Genomic DNA, 24547 nt, shown 5'->3' with positions numbered 1-24547 from the left:
TCATCATGAAGACTCAGAATCCTTTTGCAGAACTCAGTGGTGGGCGATTATTGCTTGCAGCTTTTGTAATTGCACTTTCTAACTTTATGGTGGTGTTAGACACGACAATTGCTAACGTTTCTGTTCCTCATATCACTGGTAACCTCGCCGTTTCAAGTTCTCAAGGAACTTGGGTGATTACGTCTTATGCAGTGGCTGAAGCCATCTGTGTTCCTTTAACTGGATGGTTGGCAGGGCGATTTGGTACGGTTCGTGTCTTTGTCTTTGGTTTGATTGGCTTTACGGTCTTTTCTTTTTTATGCGGTCTAGCGACTTCATTAGAAATGTTGGTCTTTTTTCGTATCGGACAAGGGCTTTGTGGTGGACCGTTAATGCCACTGAGTCAAACATTATTGATGCGTATTTTCCCACCTGAAAAACATGCTCAAGCGATGGGGCTATGGGCAATGACAACGGTGATTGGACCTATTCTAGGTCCTATTTTAGGCGGTTTGATTAGCGATAATTTATCATGGCATTGGATATTTTTTATCAATATACCTGTCGGAATATTTTGTGTTCTCGCTGCAATGCGTTTGTTGTCAGTAGCTGAAACCAAAACAGAAAAATTACGCATAGATGCCATTGGGTTAGGATTGCTGGTACTTTGGATTGGTGCTTTACAACTCATGCTTGATCTTGGGCATGAAAAAGACTGGTTCAACAGTAGTAGTATTATCGTTTTAGCTTTAATTGCCGTGATTGGTTTTATTGTTTTTATGATTTGGGAGTTAACCGAAAAACACCCTGTTGTAAATTTATATGTTTTTAGACATCGAGGTTTTGCAGTTTCTGTCACTGCCTTAGCATTTGGGTTTGGGGCATTTTTTGGCAGTATTGTATTGATCCCACAGTGGTTGCAAATCAATCTAGGATATACCGCAACATGGGCTGGTTATCTAACGGCAACTATGGGCTTTGGTAGTTTGACTATGTCTCCAATTGTAGCCAAATTATCAACCAAATATGATCCACGTGCTTTAGCGAGTTTTGGTTTGGCTTTGCTGGGTGTTGTAACCTTAATGCGTGCATTTTGGGTAACTGATGCAGATTTTATGGCATTGGCTTGGCCTCAGATATTGCAGGGTTTTGCTGTCCCATTTTTCTTTATCCCGTTGTCTAATATTGCAATGGGCTCGGTTCTTCCCCAAGAAATGGCATCTGCTGCAGGTTTGATGAATTTTCTAAGAACCATGGCAGGGGCAATCGGTGCTTCGATTGCAGTTACGATTTGGGATGACCACACCAAAGTGGCGCGTAGTGAAATGGTTAATTCACTGCATCCACAAGAGGTTCAAAATACATTGCTGCAAAATGGATTTTCTTCTGATGCTACTTTGGCAACGATTGCCAATCTTGTCGATAAAGAGGCAATTACGATTTCAGCAAATCATGTCTTTATGATTTTGGCTTTGGTGTTTGTGTTTGCGAGTCTATTAATTTGGTTAAGTCCTAAACCTAAGCCGATAGTAGGTGGCCCTGCACCACATTAATCGCATGACTTAAATGGAAATCATTGAATTAAACTTGAAGTTGTTCTCCGAGTTTTTTCTAGTAGCTAAGGTGTAACCTAACTCTAAAGAAGATCAAGTAAAAAATCGCTTGACCTTACAATGATGGGAAGGAATATATTCTATTAACCATCTATTTTATTGGAGAGATATCATGGAATTTCATGTAGAGAATATGACGTGTGGTGGTTGTGCTCGCGGTGTTACTCGAGCAATTCAAGCTTTGGATGCAAATGCTAAAGTGATTGCTGATCCACCAAGTCGTAAAGTGACAGTTGAAACAACAGCAACACAAGAGCAGGTTGCTGAAGCATTGACTGAAGCAGGTTTCCCACCGCGCTAAAATCATTTAGACAAAGTTTAAGGGCTACATTTTCGTAGCCCTTTTTAATACCTTATTTTTTCTTCGCTAATGGTGAAATTGACAGCAGGTCATTATGGTGATGCTGTTCCTTATTTTCATTGCTCGGTTCTTTGAGACCCTCAAGAATCGGACATTCAGGTCGATCATCACCTGCGCAGCAATTGATTAAATCTTTCAGCGTATTCGCCATTTGCTGTAAGTCGTTTATGCGTTGTTCTAATTTCTCAATATGTCCGAGTGCTAAGCGTTTTACATCAGCACTTTGTCGATTGCGATCATTCCACAGATCAAGCAAATCTGAGATTTCCACAACTGAAAATCCCAATTCTCGACTTCGCTTGATAAACTTTAAACGTTCAACATCAGTCGATGAGTAGGAGCGATAACCTGCATTATTACGCCCCGCAGTCGGGATCAAACCAATCTGTTCATAGTATCGAATCATTTTGGTTGAGACCCCTGAAGCTTGAGAGACTTTACCAATATTCATCTTATTCTCCTCAACCTAGATGTACTGAAGGTGGTTGAAAACGACGCAGACGTAGTGCATTTCCTAATACAAAGACGCTAGATAATGCCATAGCTCCTGCAGCAAAGATGGGTGACATTAAAATTCCATAGTTTGGATATAATATTCCAGCGGCAACAGGAATTAGCATGGTGTTGTAAGCAAAAGCCCAAAACAGGTTTTGATGAATGTTGCCGATTGTGGCTTTGGATAAGGCGATTGCATTTGTTACACCTTGCATATTACCAGACATGAGCACGACATCTGCCGATTCAATTGCAACATCTGTACCTGTACCTATCGCTACACCTACATCGGCTTCAGCTAATGCAGGGGCATCATTAATTCCATCACCAACAAAGACAATATGACCATATTGGGATTTTAGCTCTTTGACTGCATTAACTTTTCCTTCAGGTAAGACTTCAGCGATCACCTCATCAATTCCTAATTGTTTTGCAATTGCCTGAGCAGTACGTGCATTATCTCCAGTGATCATCGCGACTTTCAGCCCTAATTGGTGTAAAGCTTGAATCGCTGCGGGGGTCGTGGATTTAATTGGATCTGCAACCGCTATAATTCCTGCTAGTTGACCATTCATCGCAACATAAAGTGGTGATTTACCTTCATCACCTAAACGTAAAGCAGTTGTTGCGAAGGGTTGTACTTCAATACCGAGCTGCTGCATATAACGATCAGCACCGATATTAATTTGAATATCATCATTGATCACTGCAGATACACCCATACCCGTAACCGAATCAAAGCGATCAACTTTAGGAAGAACCAAGTTCTCTAGATTGGCCTGATCAACAATCGCTTTTGCGATAGGATGTTCTGATCGGGATTCAACAGCAGCTACAGCAGCCAAAACTTGATCTCGTTCAAACTGAGATGTGACTTCAAAATCAGTTAATTCTGGATGTCCCTCAGTTAAAGTACCTGTTTTATCAACAGCTACAATTTTTGCATCTTTTAATAGCTGTAAAGCTTCGCCTTTACGGAACAACACGCCTAATTCTGCACCACGACCTGTACCCACCATGATCGATGTAGGTGTTGCCAAACCCATAGCACATGGACAAGCGATAATCAGTACTGCGACTGCATTTACTAAGGCAAAAGTTAGGGCAGGAGATGGGCCGAAAATTAACCAAACTAAGAATGTCAGCACTGCTGCAATCATTACTGCTGGTACGAACCATAAGGTAATTTTATCGACTACCGCTTGAATCGGCATTTTAGAGCCTTGTGCTTGCTCAACTAAGCGAATTATTTGCGCTAGCATGGTTTCACCACCAACAGCTAATGCTGTAAAAGTGAGTGTTCCATTTTGATTAATCGTACCACCTACCACATCGCTACCAATCACTTTCTCAACAGGTATCGGTTCACCTGTAATCATGGATTCATCGACAAAACTATTTCCATCAGTCACTTTTCCATCAACAGGTATTCTTTCGCCAGGTTTTACAATCACCGTGTCACCAGCAATAACTTGATCAATTGCAATCTCAAGCATTTGTCCATCACGGTGAACATGAGCTGTTTTAGCTTGTAAACTGACTAAACGTTGAATCGCTTCTGAAGTACGTCCTTTTGCTTTTGCTTCAAGAAAACGACCAAGTAAGATTAAAGCAACAATAACCGCAGCAGCTTCATAATAAACATTGACTGTTCCCGAAGGGAGTGTGTTTGGAAAGAAGGTGGCCACTATAGAAAATAGATATGCAGCTAATGTTCCAACGGCTACCAAAGAATTCATATCTGGTGCTAGACGAAATAAAGCTGGGATGCCTTTTAAATAAAATCTTCTACCTGGAATCGTTAATACAAGGGTAGTCAGTACGAATTGTATGTACCAACTATTTTGCATCCCAATGGTTTGAGCAATCAGATGATGAAAGCTTGGAATTAGATGAGAGCCCATTTCAAGAATAAACACAGGCAAAGCAAAAAGCGTGGCAAGAATTAAATCGCGTTTAAGTTCAGCGCGTTCTTGATCTTTTTTCTGAAGCTGCTCAGATGGATCGGCAATTGAAGCTTGAATTTCTACAGCATCATATCCAGCTTTATCTATTGCTGCGATCAATGCCTCTACACTTGCCGAACCACTTACTGTTGCTCGTTCAGTTGCAAGATTGACATTCGCTTCAGTGACACCAGAGACGGATTTGAGTGCTTTCTCGACACGACCAACACATGAGGCACAGGTCATACCTTTTATAGATAATTCAATTCTGTCTTTGGGAACATCATAGCCTGCTTGTTCAATTGCATGAATTAATAATTGACGATCTAAAGGCTTATTAAGTGTAATGTCTGCACGCTCAGTGGCTAAATTTACTGAGGCTGATCGCACACCATCAACTTTTTTAATAGCATTTTCAACACGACTTACACAGCTTGCACAAGTCATACCTTCAATTTGTAAGCTTAATCTTTGATTTATTTCGGTTCCCATGGGATTTACCTATAAATATTCTTTGATTGCTTAAAGCATAGACCTTACCATTATAGGAAGGTCAAGTACTCACTATGTAAATATCGAAGTGAAATCTATTTTATAAAATCAATATGGTGAAATTGATATTTAAATCAGTTGCTTGAGGGTTTTATTCTATATTTACTCAAATAATGAATCTTTTTTTGTTTTGTACATTATTGATATTCTTGCGAATTTAAAAAAAATATAAAAATCTTGTCAATAAAAAAGCCACTTATGTAAGTGGCTTTTTTATTAAAGGTATTTGGTGGAGGTGGCGGGAGTTGAACCCGCGTCCGCCAGCACTACACTCGAGAATACTACATGCTTAGATATCGTCTATTGTTTTAACACCATGTGACCCGACGAACAGGGTACAAGGTGCGATCCTCTAAGTTTGGTATAAAGCCCCGAGGCTTGGCTCTATACGGACTTGTGTGCGTGCGCTTCGGTCGGGTTCCTAAACCACAAGTATTCTAGGAAGCGGACAAGCTGCCCTTAGGCAGCTAGAGCGTAAGTTTCGTCGTTTGCGACTATTTAAATGCAAATTTTATTTACGAGAGAAAATGCGCTCTCGGCATGCATCTATGAGCTTCATCACCAGCGTCGAAGCCAATAACACCCCCATATATGAACGAGCATCATAGCACAAATATTATGGATTTGAACGTTAATTTCTATGTAATTTGATCGATTAATAGATTCTTGCACTTCACTTAATCCAACGGACAATAAACTCGCTACAGCAATCAAGTCATTTACTTAAATTGAAATAAAACAAAGAATTTGATTGAAAATACATCATATTGTTATTTGGGAGAAAAAATTTACTATGAAGAGCGGGGTCGAATCAAAGAATAAAATTTAGAAAAATGTTTTAAAAATTAGACTAATTATTACCGTGATAAATTATGTTATTTGTGTTATAAATTGTATCTTAATTGTTTTTATTTTTTGCATTTGCTTTTTGATGGTTATTGGGGTTGATAAGTGGATGAGGATTCAACACTTTCGATAAAAAATTTTAATTTAGAAATCTCAGGGAAGAAAATTTTAAGATCTTTAAATTTAAAGGTTTTAAGCCATGGGATTACTATTTTAATGGGACCTTCCGGAACAGGTAAATCGACTTTACTGCGTACACTTGCGGGTCTGAATCAAGGAAATCCTCAACTCAAGTTCAGTGGTGAGATCACTTATAATGGCTATTCATTATTCGACTCTGATAAAAAACCTGCCTTAGTTCAGCAAAAATTAATTCATATTACACAGACTGTTAAAGAAAATATTCTTTCACATTTACCTAATCGTTCGAGCCTAGATTTACAACAACAACTCAGTCTAATCCAGCAGTTATGCGATCAGTATGATCAAACTTGGATTCTGGCAAAGCTTCACCAATCGACGGCAACTTTAGAACGCCATGAAGCAAAGAATTTAGCAATTTTATATACCTTGTTGTCAGAGCCAGCACTGTTGATGATTGATGAACCAACGGTGGGGTTATCTGATTCCGATGCGATTTTTGTGCATGATTTAATCCGAAAAATTGCCAAAAAAATCCCGATTTTGATTGTATCTCACCATATTCAGCGATCTAAAAAATTAGCCAATTACGTTGGTTTATTAGCAAATGGTTGCATACAAGAAATTAGCTCAGCAGAAGCTTTTTTTGAACATCCTCAACACGAGATGACGAAACAATTTCTGAGAACCGGGTCCTGTGCGGAGCTTTCTGCTGAGGAGTTAGATCGACAAGAGCAATCGTTGATGAATCTCCAATTAGCAACTTCAAAACATTTGAGTTTAGCTAAACCTTTAGTAGACGTTGATCAAATATCAAATGAACCAGTTTTAGAGTGCTCGCAGAAAATCCAAAGTCGTGAAGAAACAGACATCAATCTGCAACACGTTGATTTTTTAGAACACAAAGCGGATGCAAAAAACCAAGCTAGAGGCCCCTTGGGGTTTGTTTGGCTAATTCGCGGACGGCTTGCTGGTTGTCCGTGTCCTGGTGTAGTTCGAGAGACGGCACTTGATTTGAAGTATTTACAGGATGTTGGAATTACTGATTTGTTATCACTAACCGAGGAAAGTTTTAACCCTGATCTAGCCGCTGAATTTGGCATAACAGTTTCACATTTCCCGATTGACGATATGTCTGTTCCATCGTTACAGGATGCTTATCAGTTTTGTCTATGTATTGACCAAAAAATATCTCATCGCAAATCCATTGCGTTGCACTGTAAAGCAGGTTTGGGGCGAACAGGAACGATGTTGGCTGTTTACTTTTTATGGAAAGCAAGGCTTCAAAAGACTGCACTTGAGGCAATCGAATATATACGTTCTCTGAATTACTTGATGATTCAATCTGAGCAACAGATTGATTTTTTGTATGATTTTTCAATTTATTTAGAAAAACACATTGATTCTAATGTGTTGGTTAGCAAGGTGTAACTCGCCATACAAGGGGAAAATAAGATGTTAGATGATGCTTTACAACGTGCAATGACCAGCGTACCAGACTGTCTCGCAGCTGGTTTTGTAGATTTAAATTCAGGAATGATTTTAAGTATTAAAACGGTTGACTCACATCCTTCGGAAGTGTTTGATTTTTTAGCTGCCGCTACAGCTGATCTTTTTCAGGGGCCGAATGTTGTCGCAATTGAGAAAATCTTTAAAAAATCACGTGGTTTGATGGATGAAGATAATTATCACTACTTCCAAGAAATTATCGTGAATAGTGAAAACTTGATCCACGTATTTATTCGCACGAAAGATCAAAACGAGATCGTATGTTTTGTTTGCCGTAAAGGTGCGAACTTAGGCATGGTGTTGACTAAGGCTCGTATTGCTTTACCAACGATTGAACGCGCGTTCCACGCATAATTCAGTCGATGCGTATGTTTTAAGCAAAGTCTAACTTTGCTTAAAACAACGATGAACTTCATGATGAATTTTCAAAAAAGGTGAGCGTGATGCCGCATCTTGAATTTGCAGGATATACGATTGAAAGTAAAGCTGACGAAACGGTTTTAGCATGCTTTCAGCGTTCAGGTATAGAAATCGATTTTTCATGTAAAAGCGGTGTATGCCATCGTTGCATGTTGAAATGTATTTCTGGTGACATTCCAGAACAGGCAAGTCGTAGGCTACCTACCACACATCAAGGGCAAAACTATTTACTCGCGTGTCAGTGTGTTCCAACAACGGATATGAAATTAGTTGCGAAGTCAGACGAAGACAACATAACGCAATGTATGGTTTTGTCATCAATTTCACAAGCAGATCATAGTCTGATTCAAGCAGAGCCTTATAGAGAACTGACTTATCAAAAAGGTCAGCATGTTTATGTAACTGATATCTCAAAACGGTATTCAATATTAGCAAAATTAGTAAGTGATCCTGAGCAAGAAACATCACTGAGCATTGAAATTGCTAAAAAGGATATGGAGTGGGTTCAAGAGCAAGGCTTGGATCAGTTAGGAAATGAGTTCTACCTGAAAGGCCCAATTAGCGCACCTCAAGTCATAATCGAAAACGATGTAGCGATCAATCCAGCCTTATGGGAAGCGTTGGGCGGGGATCATACAGTCAGAAAAATTTTGACCGAATTCTATAAAAAAGTATATGCCGATCAGCAACTTGCTCCATTTTTTGAAAGAGTAACTATAGATCGAATTATTGGAAAACAATTTGCATTTTTAAAACAGTTAATTACAGGTGAGGCGACTTTCTTTGGTGAGCAACCAAGAAATTCACATCATTGGATGGTGATCTCAGATGAGTTATTTGAGCACCGTATGTTGCTGATGCATCAAACTTTATTGGAACACAAACTATCGGCTGATTTGATTGAACAATTTGAACGTTATGAGCTGCAATTTAAAAACGATATTGTCAAATCCCAAGCTTGGTTAAAACAAGTTGGTGATTTATTGGTAGACACTGAAAAATATGAAGAATGTCAGTTAGATGAAGCAACAGTTTGTGATTATTGTGAGGCGGAAATTGAGCAAGGCACCTTGGTTAGATTTCATATGCGTCTTGGAAAATTGGCTTGTAAAGCATGTTCAAAATAATGTGGTGATAGATAAAGCTTTAGCAATTATCCAGTAAAAATTTACTTGATGAATGGTCGAATAGGAGAGAAAAAAAATGATTGGTCAATTTTCAAGAACAGCGATGGTGTTTATTGAAAAAACCTTACGTGAATGTGAACAATGTATAGGTTTTTCGGGAGCTGCTCTGTCTAGCCCTGATGGTTTGGTTCTGGCGATGCATGGACAAATCTCAGGTGATGAAGCCGCAGCATGTGCATCTAGTTTGTTTGTGGAGTCAGAAACTGCTTTAAGTTATATCGGAGAGTCCGAGCCACGTATGATGTTGTTATGGACTGTAAATAAATTGTTGGCTTTGCACTTGCTTAAAAATGGCAGTATTTTCTTTGTGACATCCACTGAAAAAAATAATTTTAATGCGGTGCTTAAATTTAGTTTAGAAACATCAAAAAAACTGGATAACGCTTTAAGCATAATGGGTTAAACAAACTTAAACATGCTAGAAGATTTAACTACTCATGATCATTTTGAATGAGAAGATAGTTCCTTGTTTGTTCCCGCTTTTAAAGGAGGGAACAAGCACGATTTTAGATTAGATTTGCTCTAAAGCTTGCTTCATCTGATCAGTCAAAATTAAACAAAACTAGATCAAGTTTAAGTTTTATAAGTCGATAATAAAATACTGGTTTCACTATTGTAAATTCCTGAAATATTTCGAATTCTTTCCAATGCTTTGTCGAAATTTTCTAAACTATCGGACTGTAATTCGACCAAAATATCCCATTTACCATTGGTGGTATGTACACGTTCAACTGCCGATTCTAAGCGGAGTTCTCGTATCACTGCTTGTGCCTTAGTGCCTTCGACCATGACATTCATCCATGCACGAATGATATTTTTTTCAACATTTGGGCGATAACGAACCGTATAGCCTGTAATGATGCCTGTGCTTTCCATGTACTCGATTCTCTTTTGAACCGTAGCACGTGAAACGCGTGCTTTCGCAGCTAAGTCCGTGATCGACATCCGTGCATTATCTTTGAGCAATCCTAAGATAATATGATCAACATTATTCATTTTGATATTTTATATTAGCAAATTGATAAAAATTATCTCATTTTAATTATTTTAAAGAATTTTGTGAATCATTTTGATTATTAATAATAGTGCTAATAAAAGCTCCAAACATTTTTAACGTTGTCAGCGCAAGTCACTAATGTAGTCATGGAACGATGGAGTGAAAGGATTCTCTTTTGAATCAAAGGGAATCTATAGATAACAGGGAAAACTGATTAATTAAGGAATAGATGATGTCTTTATCATATACGGGTCAACATGGCGGTGCTTGGCAAACTTATCTCACTCAAATTGATCGAGTGGCACCTTATCTTGATGCTGATTTAAGTAATTTTATTAATACCCTTAAAACGCCAAAGCGTACATTAATCGTTGATGTTCCAATCGTAATGGATGATGGTTCTATCCGTCATTTTGAAGGTTATCGTGTACAACACAATTTATCACGTGGTCCAGGTAAAGGCGGTATTCGCTATCATCAGGACGTTGAGTTAAATGAAGTCATGGCACTATCTGCATGGATGACCATTAAAACTGCAGTACTTAATCTCCCATTTGGTGGTGCAAAAGGTGGTATCCGTGTTAATCCAAAAGAGCTATCTCCACGCGAGTTAGAGCGTTTAACTCGTCGTTTTACCAGCGAAATCAGTCCAATTATCGGTCCTCAAATTGATATTCCAGCACCAGATGTGGGTACCAATGCCAACATTATGGGTTGGATGATGGACACGTACTCAAGTATCAAAGGTCATACAGTTACGGGTGTAGTCACTGGTAAACCTGTGCATTTAGGTGGTTCATTGGGTCGTGTACGTGCGACTGGTCGTGGTGTATACGTGACTGGTTTGGAAGTCGCGAAACGCATTGGTTTAGCGGTTGAAGGCAGTAAAGTTGCTTTACAAGGTTTCGGTAATGTTGGTAATGAAGCCGCTTATTTGTTTAGTCATGCAGGTGCAAAAGTTGTCTGTGTACAAGACCATACAGGCACGATTTTTAATGCTGAAGGTATGAATGTTAAAGCATTACAAAAACATGTCACTGAACATGGTGGTGTAATGGGCTTTGCAGATGCAACGGTGATTGCTGATGAGGAGTTCTGGAATGTTGAAATGGACATTCTCATCCCAGCAGCATTGGAAGGACAAATTACAGTCGAGCGTGCACAAAATCTAAAAGCAAAAATTGTGCTTGAAGGTGCCAATGGTCCGACATATCCAGAAGCAGACGATGTATTTGTTCAACGCAATATTACCGTTGTTCCAGATGTTATCTGCAACGCAGGTGGTGTAACCGTCAGTTATTTTGAATGGGTTCAGGATATGGCGAGCTACTTCTGGAGTGAAGATGAAATCAATGAGCGCCTTGATAAGTTAATGATTCAGGCAATTGCTGATGTTTGGAATACGGCTGAGCTTAAAGGATGCAGTTTGCGTACTGCTGCTTATATCTTGGCATGTGAACGTATCTTAAAAGCACGTAAAGAACGCGGTATTTTCCCTGGTTAATAAAGGGTATAGAACAGGCTTCGGCCTCGGGCTTGTGGTATTGACACAAGCCCAAAGATTAAACAGGAAGTGAGTATATAAAATGAATGATGTCGCTATTACACGTAGTCATTTTAATGACTGGATGGTTCCCGTCTTTGCCCCAGCAAACTTTATTTTAGTCCGTGGCGAGGGTTCTCGTCTTTGGGATCAGAACGATAAAGAATATATTGATTTTGCGGGTGGAATTGCGGTGAATGCTTTGGGTCATGCGCATCCTGTTGCAGTCAATGCCTTAACTGAACAAGCACAGAAGCTTTGGCATATTGGCAATGGTTATACCAATGAACCAGTTTTACGCCTTGCTAAACAATTAGTGGATAGCACATTTGCAGACAAAGTATTTTTCTGTAACTCGGGTGCAGAAGCCAATGAAGCTGCTTTGAAATTAGCTCGAAAAATTGGTTTGCTAAGTGGTAATCCAAACAAAAATCATATCGTTGCATTTAAAAATGCCTTTCATGGTCGTACCTTATTTACCGTTACCGCTGGCGGCCAACCAAAGTATTCTCAAGACTTTGCACCATTACCTGAAGGCATTGAACATACGGCATTTAATGATTTAGAAGCAGCGAAAGCTGTAATTAATGAAAATACATGTGCTGTGATTGTCGAACCGATTCAAGGTGAAGGTGGTGTGGTTCCAGCGGATCTTGAGTTTTTAAAAGGTTTACGTGCCTTATGTGATGCCAATGGTGCAGTACTAATTTTTGATGAAGTACAAACAGGTGTTGGTCGTACAGGCTCTTTGTATGCCTATATGAATACAGGTGTTACCCCAGACATTTTAACGACTGCTAAAGCATTAGGTGGTGGTTTCCCAATTGGTGCGATGATCACGACAGACCATTATGCCAACATGTATGCAGTAGGTGATCATGGTACGACTTATGGTGGTAATCCACTGGCATGCGCAGTAGCGGGTGCAGTTTTTGAGTTTATTAATACGCCTGAAGTTTTAGAGGGTGTGAAACAACGCCATCAATATTTCGTAGATGCATTAAATAAAATCAATGCGCAATATGGATTATTCAAAGAAATTCGTGGTCAAGGTTTGTTGATTGGTTGTGTACTGAAAGATGAACATGCAGGTAAAGCTAAAAATATCGTCACACTTGCGGGTGAAGAGGGTTTATTAGCTCTAGTTGCGGGTGCAGATGTCGTACGCTTTACTCCTTCACTGATTATTCCAATGGAAGATATTGATGAAGGTTTAAATCGTTTTTCTTGTGCATTAGCACGTCTCTAAATCTGCTGTGAGCATCTAACCATGATGATTGTTAGACATGCAGCGCATCGGGACTTAGATGACATTTATCGTTTAGCGCAACGAGCAGGTGAGTCAGGTATCGGCCTGACCTCCTTGCCGCAAAATAAAGAAATCTTGGCAGCGCGAATTGCACGCACGATAGGTACTTTAGAAGGTACGACTGAGCAGTGTGATGCAAGCTATTTGTTTGTTTTAGAAGACACCGTATCTCAGACAATCGTTGGTGTAAGTGCCATCGAGGTTTCGGTTGGTTTGAAAGAGCCATTCTACAACTTTCGTGTGGCGAAACAGGTACATGCTTCTAAAGCACTCAATGTTTACAATGCTTTAGACACCTTGTTTTTGAGTAATGATCATACAGGTTGTAGTGAGTTATGTACCTTATTCCTTGATCCTGAATATCGAAAAAATCAAAACGGTAAGTTTCTTTCTAAGGTTCGTTTTCTATTTATTGCTGCATTTCGCTCGTATTTTGAAGATCGCTTAATCGCAGAAATGCGAGGTTTTTCAGATCAAAATGGTCATTCACCATTTTGGGATGCGTTGGGTTATCACTTCTTCAATATGGATTTCGCGACCGCCGATTATTTAAGTGGTATCGGTCAAAAAGTCTTTATCGCTGAACTAATGCCAAGATTTCCTGTCTACGTCAATCTATTACCAGCTGAGGCTAGAGCGGTAATTGCAGAAGTGCATCCGCATACATTGCCTGCAGCAAAAGTTTTGATGTCAGAAGGACTTAAATATCAAGGTTATGTCGACATCTTTGATGCTGGACCTACTTTAGAAGCGAATACTGCGGATTTGCGGGCGGTCAAAGAAAGTCGAACAGTGAAAGTCAAAATCACTGAGCAAATCGAAACGACTGATACACACTATTTGGTCGCAAATGACCAATACAAAAATTACTGCGTGCTGTTGATCAATAACAAAGTCTGTGATGGCGATACCTTAATGATCACATCTGCACAAGCTCAGGCTCTCCAAGTTAACGAACAGGATGAAGTACGAGTTTTAGCATTAGATAAAATGGAGAATCACTAATGTCGCAAGGTGAATTATTAATTAATGGTGCTTGGGTACAGGGAAAGGGTACAAGCTTTATTAAAACCAACCCTGTGAGCAATCAACAGATTTGGTCTGGTCATGAAGCTAGTGTTGCTGATGTTGAGGCAGCTTGTAATGCTGCTAGAACAGCTTTCCCCGCATGGGCACGCTTAGGTTTAGAGCAACGTGTAGCTATTATTGAACGCTTTGTAAGTTTACTTGAACAAAATAAAAATCAACTTGCACAAGTCATCAGTCAAGAAACCAGTAAACCACTGTGGGAAACACTCACAGAAGTTCAATCGATGATTGGAAAAATCGCGATTTCAATCCGTGCATATCACCAACGGACTGGTTTTAGTGAAACTGAAATGCCAGATGGTATCGCCTCTTTACGTCATCGTCCTCATGGGGTACTTGCAGTTTTCGGACCGTACAATTTCCCAGGACATCTACCTAATGGACACATTGTTCCTGCATTAATTGCAGGTAATACGGTTGTGTTTAAGCCAAGCGAATTAACGCCTTGGACAGCCGAAGAAACTGCAAAATTGTGGCAACAGGCAGGGTTACCAAATGGTGTGCTCAACCTTGTGCAAGGTGGTCGTACGACAGGTGAGGCTTTAGCTGCTGCTGAACAAATTGACGGTTTACTGTTTACGGGAAGTGCCAACACTGGCTATCACTTGCATAAACAAATGGCAGGCGCACCTGAAAAAATCCTAGCCCTTGAAATGGGGGGTAACAACGCTTTAATCATTGATGAAGCAACTGATATTGATGCAGTGGTGAATCTAGCTATTCAATCCGCTTTCGTGTCTGCGGGACAACGTTGTACATGTGCACGCCGTATCATTGTAAAACATGGCGTTGATGGTGATGCATTCATTCAACGTTTTGTTGAAGTCACAAAGAACTTAGTGATCGGGGCTTGGGATGCTGAACCACAACCATTTATGGGCGGGGTGATTTCATCTCATGCGGCAGATCAGATGCTGGCTGCACAAAGCAAATTGATCGCACTAGGCGCAAAACCATTGTTAGCAATGACTCGTCCTCAAGCTGATAGTTCATTACTCAGTGCAGGCATTTTAGATGTGAGTGAAGTGAATGCAATCCCAGATGATGAATACTTTGGTCCTTTGACAACGATCTATCGTTATCACGATTTTGATGAAGCACTCAAAATAGCCAATAACACACGTTTTGGTTTAGCTGTAGGTTTGGTTTCTCCTGATCGTGAATTATTTGATCGAGTATTGATCGAAGCACGAGCTGGCATTGTGAACTGGAATAAACCATTAACTGGTGCATCGAGTGCTGCTCCATTTGGTGGTGTGGGTGCATCGGGTAACCATCGTGCAAGCGCGTTTTATGCAGCAGATTATAGTGCGTGGCCGATGGCTTCACTGGAAAGTGATAGCGTTACACTGCCATCAAAATTATCACCGGGCATTGTGCTCTAAGTTAAATCGTGCCGTGACGATATGGAGAAAAAAATGTCAGGTTATGAAATCAATTTTGATGGCTTGGTTGGACCAACTCACCATTATGCAGGTCTTTCTTTTGGTAATGTTGCTTCAACAAAAAACCGTAATAATGCGTCCAATCCTAAATTAGCAGCTAAACAGGGCTTAATGAAGATGAAAGCCCTTGCGGATTTAGGGCTTAAACAAGGGGTGTTTGCTCCACAAGAGCGTCCACATGTTCCGACCTTACGCCGTATAGGTTTTACAGGTAGTGATATTGATGTCATTGCACAGGCAATGCGAACTGCACCTGCCTTGTTATCTTCACTCAGTTCAGCATCTTCAATGTGGACTGCAAACTCATGCACCGTGTCACCATCGGCTGATAGTGCGGATGGACGTGTACATTTTACAGCCGCAAATCTAAATAATAAGTTCCATCGCTCAATTGAGCATCATACGACAACGCGAATCCTTAAAGCGATGTTCGATAATGATGTGTATTTCGCGCATCATGAAGCCTTACCTGACGCAGCACTATTTGGTGATGAGGGTGCAGCCAATCATAACCGTCTAGGCGGTGGATACGAGCAAGCTGGCGTGCAAGTTTTTGTTTACGGACAGCAACAGCTCGGTGGTACGGTTGCGCCAAAGAAATTCCCTGCACGTCAAACCCGTGAAGCGAGTGAGGCGATTGCACGTTTACATCGTTTAGATGCAAAACGGACGGTATTTATTCAACAGAATCCTGACGTGATTGATCAAGGTGTATTTCATAACGATGTGATTGCGGTAAGTAACCAACAGGTACTTTTTCATCATCAACATGCGTTTTTGAATCAAACACAAGCCTTGAATGAAATTCGCCAGAAAATGGCAGGGATTGAGCAAGAATTTATTTCGATCGAAGTGCCTGAAAACCGTGTGAGTGTTGAGGATGCTGTTGCGACATATTTATTCAATAGCCAAATTTTGACACGAGCAGATGGTGGGATGAGTATCGTTGTACCTGAAGAGTCTCGTCAAAATAAAGCGGTTTGGAGCTACTTGAATGACATGATTCAGATGGGTACGCCAATTGATGACATCAAGGTGTTTGATCTGCGTGAAAGTATGCGTAATGGCGGTGGACCAGCATGTTTGCGGTTACGTGTCGCGGTCAATGAAAAAGAGTTAGCAGCAGTTAATCCAAATTTATTTATGAATGACGGTTTGTTTAAGACCCTCAACCAATGGGTTGATCAACACTATCGTGATGAATTAACTCAGGATGATTTAGCTGATCCAAGTTTGTTGATTGAGAGTCGTACAGCGTTAGATGAATTAACCAAAATTTTAGGTTTAGGTTCTGTTTATCACTTTCAACGCTAATCATCGTAGTTAAAAGATTGATATGGATTTTCCTCAAATCCGAATGCTCACTATGGCATCGGATTTGAAGTGGTTAAACAAGGGAATGATGGCATATGGTTGATCTACTCGAATTAACTCTTGCACAGCAAGCACCTAATCAAACTCAAGGTGAAACAACTGAATTTACTTGGCAATGGCTAGGTGAAGGGTTATTAGTATGCACGCCTAAGACAAGCTATAACAAGGCCATCATATTTTCTGCGGGTATTCATGGAAATGAAACGGCACCGATTGAATTGCTCGCAAAGATGGTTCAAGACCTGTTCGCTTCTCGTTTACGTTTGACGGAGCGAGTCCTTTTTGTTTTCGGTAATCCTCAAGCTATTCGCAAAGGTGTACGTTATCTAGAAAATGATATGAACCGCATGTTTTGTGGAGCTTATCAACAATTGAATTCTGATGATGAAACAAAGCGTGCTCAGCTTTTAGAGCAAATTACCGCAGAGTTTTTCCAGCAAAGTCGTAGTGATGCTCAACGCTATCATTATGATTTGCATACGGCTATACGCACATCACTATTAGCTGTATTTGCCTTATTCCCTTATCAGACGCAACCCTACGATGATTTTCTCATAGATAGCCTCAACGCTGCTGATCTTGATGCTTTGGTGTATCACAACGCTGTTGGTAAAACGTTTACTTATTTTACAACTGAGTATTTTCAGGCTGCCAGCAGTACTTTGGAGTTAGGTAAAGCAAAGCCATTTGGTCAAAATGATTTAGCTGAATTTTCTGCAATTGATCAAGTACTTCGTGCCGTAATTACAGGTGAAGCTTTACCTCAACGACAAAAAGCATCGCTTCGTCAATTCAAGGTTGTAGATTCAATTGTTAAACAAAGTGAGGATTTTCAACTGCGATTAGATGCGAATGCACCTAATTTTTCAACCTTTGAAAAAGGCGATGTAATCGCTACTCAAGAGGCGGGAAATTATATTGCAAGCGATCAGCAAGTTTGGATTTTATTTCCAAATCCGAACGTCAAAGTAGGATTGAGAGCAGGGCTAATTCTCAAAGAAATAATGTAGATAACGCCATTCGAAAGATTTTAAGCGGTTCAAGGAAATGATGTATATGGAGTTTGAATATGGATGTTCAGTAGAAAAATACGCAGAAAAAAGATATCCGTTGGATATTGATTGTTATGAAAGTGAAACAGCAAGGACAGGTTGTCATAAGAATATCGTTGGAGTGATCGTGTATGAGTAACAATAATGAAAAAACATTTCCTTCAGGTGAACTCCTGAGTGAGCAATATGTGCCGCAACAAGACACATCAAGCCATTTAAATACTTCGTTGTCAGAAGTAGATGTCACTAAACCTTTGAAACGTGCAATGACAAAACGTCATTTGGTCATGATTTCTTTAGGTGGTGCGATTGGAACAGGACTGTTTCTTGGTTCAGGAGATGTTATTTCTCAAGCTGGCCCAATTGGAGCAATTTTATCTTATCTCCTTGGGGGCGTAATTGCTTACATGGTCATGCTGTGCTTAGGCGAGTTAGCCGTGCATATGCCCGTATCAGGTTCGTTCGGTGAATATGCCAGAACTTATATTGGACCTAGTACAGGTTACATGATTACGTGGTTGTATTGGTTAACTTGGACCGCAACATTGGGGACGGAGTTTACTGCGGCAGCATTATTGATGCAGGAGTGGTTTCCATCCATTTCTATGTGGACATGGACGCTGTTATTTGCAGGATTAATTTTTTCACTGAATGTCAGTTCAACCCGTTTATTTGCAGAATCTGAATTTTGGTTATCCTTGGTTAAAGTTTTAACCATCATTTGCTTTATTGGTTTGGGGCTAGCCGCTATTTTCGGAGCTATTTCATACCATGGGCATGAATCAGCACCTTTATTTAGTAAATTAACAGAGCATGGTTGGTTTCCAAATGGAATATTTCCTATTTTTGCGACTATGCTAATTGTGAATTTTGCATTCTCAGGTACTGAGTTGATTGGTGTTGCTGCGGGTGAAGCAGAAGAACCTGCTAAAACGGTTCCTAAAGCAATCAATGCTGCGATATGGCGACTCCTGATTTTCTTTGTTGGTACGATTATCGTGATCTGTGCCTTATTGCCTTATGACATGGCGGGTTTAAATGCAAATTCGGTAAGTAATAGTCCTTTTGTAACTGTATTCAATTACATCGGTATTCCATATGCTGAAGATATTATTCGTTTTGTGATTATCACTGCATTGTTATCTGCTGCGAATTCTGGATTATTTGCTGCTTCACGTATGATGTGGTCATTATCGACTAAAAATCAGTTACCTAAAGTTTTCGCAAAATTGACACGTTCAGGTACACCGATTATTGCAATTATCGTGACGATGTTTGGTGCAATACCTGGTTTATTGTCTGAGCACTTTGCACCTGAAACAATTTTCAAAAATTTATTAGGTGTTGCTGCATTCACTATGGTTGTAGTGTGGATTTCGATCTGTGTCTCTCAATTTAATTTCCGTAGACAATGGATTAAATCTGGTAACACTGTTAAAGATCTCAAATTTGCTGCGCCCTTATTCCCATTAACTCCTATTTTAGGTGGGGTATTCTGCGTCATTACATGTATTAGTATGGTGACTGATCCATCAATGCAAGTTGGATTTGTATGTTGTGTCTTGTTTATCATCGCTTGTTATGCAAGTTATGCCATTTTCTATAAAGATAAACAGGTAAATTAATTTCTTAATCGGAAAGTTGGAGTGACATCTCCAACTTTCTTTTTATATAAAAAAGAATAAAACTTACTCTTAGAGATGACTCACATTTTATTCACGCTGAGCTACTTATAGTTGAAAAGTATAGTTTTCGATGAAGAGGATAAAATGAAAGTAAAAACGCTATTAAGTCTATCTGTATTGTCTATTTCATTAAGCACGTTAAGCTTTCCCACCTTTGCAAACACACCAAAAGCAGTTGATAAAATTGATATAAATCAATATGTAGGTAAATGGTATGAAATTGCACATTTACCGATGTATTTTCAACGTCAATGTGTAAGTGATACTAGCGCTAAATATGCAATCAAAGCTGACAATACAATATCGGTACTTAATAGTTGTCGTACTGCCTCTGGAGAAATGAAAAGTTCAGAGGGCGTAGCCTATCCACAAAATCAGGGAAAAAGTCAGTTGAAAGTGAGCTTTTTGCCAAAAGGATTACGTTGGTTACCATTTACCAAAGGCGATTATTGGGTATTGAGAGTTGATCCAGATTATAAAGTTGCTTTAGTTGGCGGACCATCAACAAAGTATTTATGGATACTTTCAAAAACTCCAACAATCGATGAAGCGACTTATCAATCCTATTTACAAACCGCCAAACAGCAAGGTTATGATTTAAGTAATTTAATTAAAACAACTCATACTTCATCATAATCGATTCAGTCAGGTGTGATTGTTCACATCTGACTTCGCTTTTCGCTTAGCAAGCTGTTTACATTTTTGGGAACAGAAGTTCACATCACCCCAGCTTCTTTCCCATTTTTTTCGCCATGTGAAAGGGCGTAAACAATAAGCACAAATTTTTTCAGGTAAATGAAGTTTCTTATGCATGATTAGAGTTCTTCGATACGTTTTTGTAGATCATTCGCATGAGTCAAAATTGTATTTTGATCATCTTGGCTAAGCTTATCCCATTGTTTATACATCATTGACATTCTGTGATTGGAGCTAAAGAAAACACGGTGTTTGGCTAAGAAATTCCAGTATAAGCTATTGAAAGGACAGCTATCTTGTTCAGTTTTGGTTTTGACATTGTAGTGGCAGTTCTGACAGTAGTTAGACATACGATGAATATAGTTGCCTGAAGCTGCATAAGGTTTACTTGCCACGAGACCACCATCTGCAAACAAAACCATACCGTGAGTATTAGGTAACTGCACCCATTCAAAAGCATCTGCATAAACACTGAGATACCAATCATTCACTTGTTTAGGTGAAATACCATTTAATAAAGTAAAGTTCCCAATCACCATTAATCGTTGTATGTGATGGGCATAAGCATTTTCCAAAGAATTTCTTAAAGCTTCACGCAAACATAGCATTTTTGTTTCAGCTGTCCAGAAATAATCAGGAAGGTTACGATCTGCCTGTAACTCATTTAAATCAGGATAAGTTGGCATTTTTAACCAATATATTCCTCGAATAAATTCACGCCAACCTAAGATTTGACGGATGAAACCTTCAGCAGCGTTTAGCGGAACATGATGATCAAAGTATGCTTGTTGCGCAGCATCACAGACTTCTTTTGGAGAAAGTAGACCACAATTTAGATAAGGAGAAAGCAGACTATGAAAGAGATAATCCTTTCCACTGACCATTGCATCTTGATATTGACCAAAATGAATTAATTGATAATCAATAAAATATTGGAGTGCTTCTAGGGCTTGTTGTCGAGTCGTTGCCCAGTTGAAATGATTGATCTGACCGATATGTTCTTTAAATTCTCTTTTAACTAATTCAATGACATCTAAGTCAATTTGGTCTCGATCAAATTGTAGAGCTGAGGGGATTGGATCATTCTTATTCCAAGCTTGTCTATTTTCGGTATCATAATTCCATCTCCCACCGATTGGCTCATTACCATTCATTAAGTAACCGGTTTGTTGTCTTAGCTTTCGATAGAAAAATTCCATGCGTAAGGTTTTGGTATTTGAAGCCCAGTTGCGAAAGGATTGGGGAGAGGAAAAAAAACGATCGTCATTAAGGATTTGTACTGGAATTTTAAGTTGCTTAGACCATGTGGTTTCAATCGCTTGTTGTAATCGAAATTCACCACTTTCTGTGATGATCAATGCATCAGCTGGATTTTTTTCTAATTGTGCTTGGATAAAATCAATAAATCCTTGAGCAGCTTGTGTACGGTCAAATGTTTGATAACGAATCTTCCAACCTTGTGCTTTTAATGATTTTGCAAAATGGCGCATTGCACTGAAAATAAATGCGATTTTTTGAGGGTGGTGCTGCACATAGGTAGCTTCTTCAACCAACTCTGCCATCAAAATGAGATCTTGATCTTTATCAAGCACTTTTAGTGTGGTAATTTGCTCTGAAAGCTGATCTCCTAAGATTAAGCCGTACCGCATAAGCTCGTCACCAGTAGAAAATTTTAATATAGGTGCAGTACTGTAAAATCCTTGTGAATATAAGATCCTTGAATAACTTGTTGTTTAAAAATGATTCATTCAAACAATCGAATTTTAAACATTCGGAATAAAGCTAAATAAATTATTTTTTGACTTAATATTAAATTAAGTTTTCTCGCTTATTCTAAAAATGCAGCATGACAGTTCAAGCATGGCTACACCTTTGGCCACATCTCACGATGTGGTTTTTTTTGCCTTTTTAAGACGTACTCAACTAAGAAATCCTATGGGTAATTTGACCTTCCGCAATCAATTGCTCAGCCATTTCTTTGGTTTTTCTTAATCCGGGCATACGATACTCAGTATGACCATAATCTTTAATCGATTTCCAACGTCCACCCCAAGTTAAACCCACAGATTCAGCGACTTGACCATATAATTCATAACCGCGCATAGCCCATGGATCACGCTCAGTAATCACAACCTTTCCATTACGTTTAAAAGCAACATCTGCGGCTAAACCGAATTGATGATAACTTTGATAACCTCTAGCACGAGTGGTATTGGGATTGCCTGCTAACATGTTTTGGCGGCTAGGACTACGATATCCTTCAAGTAATACCAATTCATAACCATGCTGTTCCTTCATAATTTTAAAGACCATGAGTAAACGTTGTTTGTAGCGAGGATTAATTTTATCCCACTTACGGTCAACTAAGGATGAATCTAAGCTTCCATGTGAATGTGTTAATGGTGGTTCAATCTGAGCAGCATTGATACTTGAAACCGTATCTTGTTGAGCTTGGTAACTTTGTTCTAAGCGAGTCGCTTCAACAATCGCATCATGAATTAATGTTTCATCTACCTCAGGTGGAGGGCTTAGGATTTCACCATTTAATAATGCATAAACTTGAGGATCAGTTTCTTTTAAATACTCTGCTTCAATACGTGTTGGATTTATGGGACGTGTGAATGCAAATACAAGAATACTCGCAAATAAAAAGAAACCAGCAATTAATATCCACCATTGCTGTAGATGCCAATGTGACTGAAGTTTATGTGGAGATGCCGCTTCGTGGATATGATCTGCAAATTGTAATGCAGTCCTAATTTTCTTTTTGCTAGATGGAATAAATGAATGGATAAGTTGACCGCATTTATTTCGTAACTCATAAGACATTAACAGTGTTAGTCCGATCACCAAACAAGCAAAGCTTAGAAAAATTAAGGTGACCATATGCTATTTGAGTTCATTCACAGCAAATGGTTTTTGAGTCACTTTAATTTGTACGATAGCTTCTGGTGTTTGATTCTCTATATCAGGTTCTGCACTATTAGAAGGTTTGACATCTGTTTTTATAGTTTTTTGTGCATGAGATGTTGAGGGTGTTGTTTGTGATTTAATCTCAGTTCGCTTATTTGCTTCTAAGGTTTGAGAAGGTTTTGCTGGTTGTTCTTTCACAAATGGAGATAAAGGCTTAGCTGTGTTCGCTGAGGGTGCTGGTACAGGCTCTCTTTGGAAAAATTTATTTAAATCATTGCCTTGGGGTTGTGCAAAGCTGCCATCTTCTACTGAATTAGCCTCTTGATCATTGTTTGTCACTTGCTCAGTGTATTGAGCATTTGAGGTGATCATTTCAGATGGTGTTGCACTCTCTGGGGAGGCGATTTGTGTATTCTCTTTTAATGACCAAGATTTGAAAGACAGGAATACAAATAAACAGGAAGTAACAACTCCAGCAATGAAGCCAATCATCACATAGAGGAGAGGAGATAAATTTTTCTTCTTGTTACTTTGCAAAATACGCAAAGAGGTCGCTTTTTCCTGAATCATTTAACGATCAACTAAGGTAGATGAATAGTGATATGGGCTTCTTCAGCAGGTGCTGAAATAACATTTTGATAAGGTGCTATGGCATTTTGATTTTGTTTGTTCAACATAAATCTTAAGCCTGTAAAACTGAGTATGGAAAATAGTAATAAGAAGATTAGAATCCACAAAAATGGAAGTTCATTATGAATAATATGTTTGATTTGATCTGGAATTGCTGCAAAAGGAGAAAAAGCCGCTTTTTTACCTTTCAAATAATCAATTTCATCACCAACACGAGCCACCAAATGATTAAGACTTTCAATAGACTCTAATCTATACTTTCCTTGAAAGCCGAGTAGTAAACAATAATGGAAAACTTCCAGTGAGGCTAAACGTTCTTTACCTCTGCTTCTGAGTTGCTCCAAAATTTCAAAAAAACGGTATCCCGCTAGTTGTGAACCAAACAAACTTAATTGTAAGGGACTGATTAACCAAGTATTTTGTAAGTTAAAATATGCAGCATCTTGTTGAGTTGCGATTGTTTCATCAATTAATGCGCAAAATGCATATTTTGCATCATGTATGTCATCAGCTGAAAACTGTAAGCGTTTGGCTTGTTGCTCAAATCGATTTAATAACTCTAAAATTTTTTCACGGAAATCATTAGGGTTTGAAGGGATATAATGATTTCGTAAAAGAAAAATCAAATAAAACCCATCATGTAAGAGATCAATTAAATTAGTTGTTTGAAGTTTAGATTGTGACTGATCATTAGTTTTCGTTCCTGAACCAATTTTTCCATCATCAAATAAAGAGGGAATACCTGTAGGATGTTGAGTCATGATT

General features: G+C 39.1%; 22 protein-coding genes and 1 other RNA gene. 14 read left to right on the top strand and 9 right to left on the bottom strand.

From position 1 onward, the window contains the following. Nucleotides 1–5: 5 nt before the first annotated feature. On the top strand, nucleotides 6–1532 hold the full coding sequence (locus MKL32_RS09525) for a DHA2 family efflux MFS transporter permease subunit (RefSeq protein WP_004913858.1): 1527 nt from the start codon (nucleotides 6–8) through the stop codon (nucleotides 1530–1532). A gap of 172 nt (nucleotides 1533–1704) precedes the next feature. After that, a complete protein-coding gene (locus MKL32_RS09520; protein WP_004913856.1) occupies nucleotides 1705–1893 on the top strand; it encodes a heavy-metal-associated domain-containing protein in 189 nt (62 codons plus the stop codon). A 52-nt stretch (nucleotides 1894–1945) separates the two neighbouring features. Here MKL32_RS09520 and cueR read toward each other — a convergent pair whose 3' ends face one another. From cueR to ssrA, 3 genes are all read right to left on the bottom strand, one after another. Continuing rightward, nucleotides 1946–2404 carry a Cu(I)-responsive transcriptional regulator gene (gene cueR / locus MKL32_RS09515; protein ID WP_087539991.1) on the bottom strand — a complete coding sequence of 153 codons (459 nt, stop codon included), beginning with the start codon at nucleotides 2402–2404 and terminating at the stop codon, nucleotides 1946–1948. Between the two features lie 10 nt (nucleotides 2405–2414). Next, nucleotides 2415–4886, bottom strand: coding sequence for a heavy metal translocating P-type ATPase (locus MKL32_RS09510; protein ID WP_270900458.1), 2472 nt, complete (start codon nucleotides 4884–4886; stop codon nucleotides 2415–2417). Nucleotides 4887–5173: 287 nt separating this feature from the next. After that, nucleotides 5174–5533: a transfer-messenger RNA gene (gene ssrA, locus MKL32_RS09505) on the bottom strand. Nucleotides 5534–5897: 364 nt separating this feature from the next. Between ssrA and MKL32_RS09500 the strand changes: the two genes are divergently transcribed. From MKL32_RS09500 to MKL32_RS09485, 4 genes are all read left to right on the top strand, one after another. Then, nucleotides 5898–7364, top strand: coding sequence for a phosphatase domain-containing putative toxin (locus MKL32_RS09500; RefSeq protein WP_270900457.1), 1467 nt, complete (start codon nucleotides 5898–5900; stop codon nucleotides 7362–7364). 24 nt (nucleotides 7365–7388) lie between these two features. Continuing rightward, nucleotides 7389–7796, top strand: a complete 408-nt coding sequence (locus MKL32_RS09495; protein ID WP_004913846.1) for a hypothetical protein — start codon at nucleotides 7389–7391, stop codon at nucleotides 7794–7796. 89 nt (nucleotides 7797–7885) lie between these two features. Further along, nucleotides 7886–8989 (top strand): globin domain-containing protein, encoded by a 1104-nt coding sequence (locus MKL32_RS09490; protein WP_270900456.1) that lies wholly within the window; start codon nucleotides 7886–7888, stop codon nucleotides 8987–8989. Nucleotides 8990–9065: 76 nt separating this feature from the next. Next, nucleotides 9066–9452 (top strand): roadblock/LC7 domain-containing protein, encoded by a 387-nt coding sequence (locus tag MKL32_RS09485; RefSeq protein ID WP_270900455.1) that lies wholly within the window; start codon nucleotides 9066–9068, stop codon nucleotides 9450–9452. 170 nt (nucleotides 9453–9622) lie between these two features. Here the strand turns inward: MKL32_RS09485 and MKL32_RS09480 are convergent, their stop codons facing one another. Next, on the bottom strand, nucleotides 9623–10045 hold the full coding sequence (locus MKL32_RS09480; RefSeq protein ID WP_004913839.1) for an Lrp/AsnC family transcriptional regulator: 423 nt from the start codon (nucleotides 10043–10045) through the stop codon (nucleotides 9623–9625). A gap of 230 nt (nucleotides 10046–10275) precedes the next feature. On the opposite strand from MKL32_RS09480, the gene MKL32_RS09475 reads away from it, so the two are divergent. From MKL32_RS09475 to MKL32_RS09440, 8 genes are all read left to right on the top strand, one after another. Beyond that, nucleotides 10276–11550 carry a Glu/Leu/Phe/Val family dehydrogenase gene (locus tag MKL32_RS09475; RefSeq protein WP_270900454.1) on the top strand — a complete coding sequence of 425 codons (1275 nt, stop codon included), beginning with the start codon at nucleotides 10276–10278 and terminating at the stop codon, nucleotides 11548–11550. 82 nt (nucleotides 11551–11632) lie between these two features. Further along, the gene (locus tag MKL32_RS09470) at nucleotides 11633–12838 is read left to right on the top strand and encodes an aspartate aminotransferase family protein (protein WP_270900453.1); all 1206 of its coding nucleotides are present in this window, start codon (nucleotides 11633–11635) and stop codon (nucleotides 12836–12838) included. 21 nt (nucleotides 12839–12859) lie between these two features. Next, nucleotides 12860–13903 (top strand): arginine N-succinyltransferase, encoded by a 1044-nt coding sequence (gene astA, locus MKL32_RS09465; protein WP_004913833.1) that lies wholly within the window; start codon nucleotides 12860–12862, stop codon nucleotides 13901–13903. Continuing rightward, nucleotides 13903–15372 (top strand): succinylglutamate-semialdehyde dehydrogenase, encoded by a 1470-nt coding sequence (astD, locus tag MKL32_RS09460; RefSeq protein ID WP_270900452.1) that lies wholly within the window; start codon nucleotides 13903–13905, stop codon nucleotides 15370–15372. Before astA ends, astD begins: the two co-directional genes overlap by 1 nt. Nucleotides 15373–15405: 33 nt before the next feature. Continuing rightward, nucleotides 15406–16746, top strand: coding sequence for an N-succinylarginine dihydrolase (gene astB / locus MKL32_RS09455; protein WP_270900451.1), 1341 nt, complete (start codon nucleotides 15406–15408; stop codon nucleotides 16744–16746). Nucleotides 16747–16841: 95 nt separating this feature from the next. Continuing rightward, a complete protein-coding gene (gene astE / locus MKL32_RS09450) occupies nucleotides 16842–17816 on the top strand; it encodes a succinylglutamate desuccinylase (protein WP_270900450.1) in 975 nt (324 codons plus the stop codon). Nucleotides 17817–17989: 173 nt separating this feature from the next. Beyond that, complete coding sequence (locus tag MKL32_RS09445) at nucleotides 17990–19483, top strand: amino acid permease (protein WP_270900449.1); 1494 nt, start codon at nucleotides 17990–17992, stop codon at nucleotides 19481–19483. Between the two features lie 144 nt (nucleotides 19484–19627). Continuing rightward, nucleotides 19628–20179: a lipocalin family protein gene (locus MKL32_RS09440; RefSeq protein ID WP_270900448.1), complete on the top strand. Its 552-nt coding sequence runs from the start codon at nucleotides 19628–19630 to the stop codon at nucleotides 20177–20179. Between the two features lie 9 nt (nucleotides 20180–20188). Here MKL32_RS09440 and MKL32_RS09435 read toward each other — a convergent pair whose 3' ends face one another. The 5 genes from MKL32_RS09435 to icmH all read right to left on the bottom strand — a co-directional run bounded on the left by MKL32_RS09435 (nucleotide 20189) and on the right by icmH (nucleotide 24543). Further along, nucleotides 20189–20356 carry a DUF2256 domain-containing protein gene (locus tag MKL32_RS09435; protein WP_005403050.1) on the bottom strand — a complete coding sequence of 56 codons (168 nt, stop codon included), beginning with the start codon at nucleotides 20354–20356 and terminating at the stop codon, nucleotides 20189–20191. Between the two features lie 2 nt (nucleotides 20357–20358). Continuing rightward, nucleotides 20359–21888, bottom strand: coding sequence for a cryptochrome/photolyase family protein (locus MKL32_RS09430; protein ID WP_270900447.1), 1530 nt, complete (start codon nucleotides 21886–21888; stop codon nucleotides 20359–20361). A gap of 274 nt (nucleotides 21889–22162) precedes the next feature. Further along, nucleotides 22163–23125 carry a M15 family metallopeptidase gene (locus MKL32_RS09425; protein ID WP_270900446.1) on the bottom strand — a complete coding sequence of 321 codons (963 nt, stop codon included), beginning with the start codon at nucleotides 23123–23125 and terminating at the stop codon, nucleotides 22163–22165. 3 nt (nucleotides 23126–23128) lie between these two features. Further along, the gene (locus MKL32_RS09420; protein ID WP_270900445.1) at nucleotides 23129–23722 is read right to left on the bottom strand and encodes a hypothetical protein; all 594 of its coding nucleotides are present in this window, start codon (nucleotides 23720–23722) and stop codon (nucleotides 23129–23131) included. Nucleotides 23723–23733: 11 nt separating this feature from the next. Continuing rightward, nucleotides 23734–24543, bottom strand: coding sequence for a type IVB secretion system protein IcmH/DotU (gene icmH, locus MKL32_RS09415; protein WP_270900444.1), 810 nt, complete (start codon nucleotides 24541–24543; stop codon nucleotides 23734–23736). Nucleotides 24544–24547 lie beyond the last annotated feature (4 nt).

Source organism: Acinetobacter sp. AOR34_HL, assembly GCF_027854795.1.
Classification (GTDB): domain Bacteria; phylum Pseudomonadota; class Gammaproteobacteria; order Pseudomonadales; family Moraxellaceae; genus Acinetobacter; species Acinetobacter junii.
Note: the sequence above shows the minus strand (reverse complement) of the source record. Positions and strands in the feature narration are given on the sequence as shown.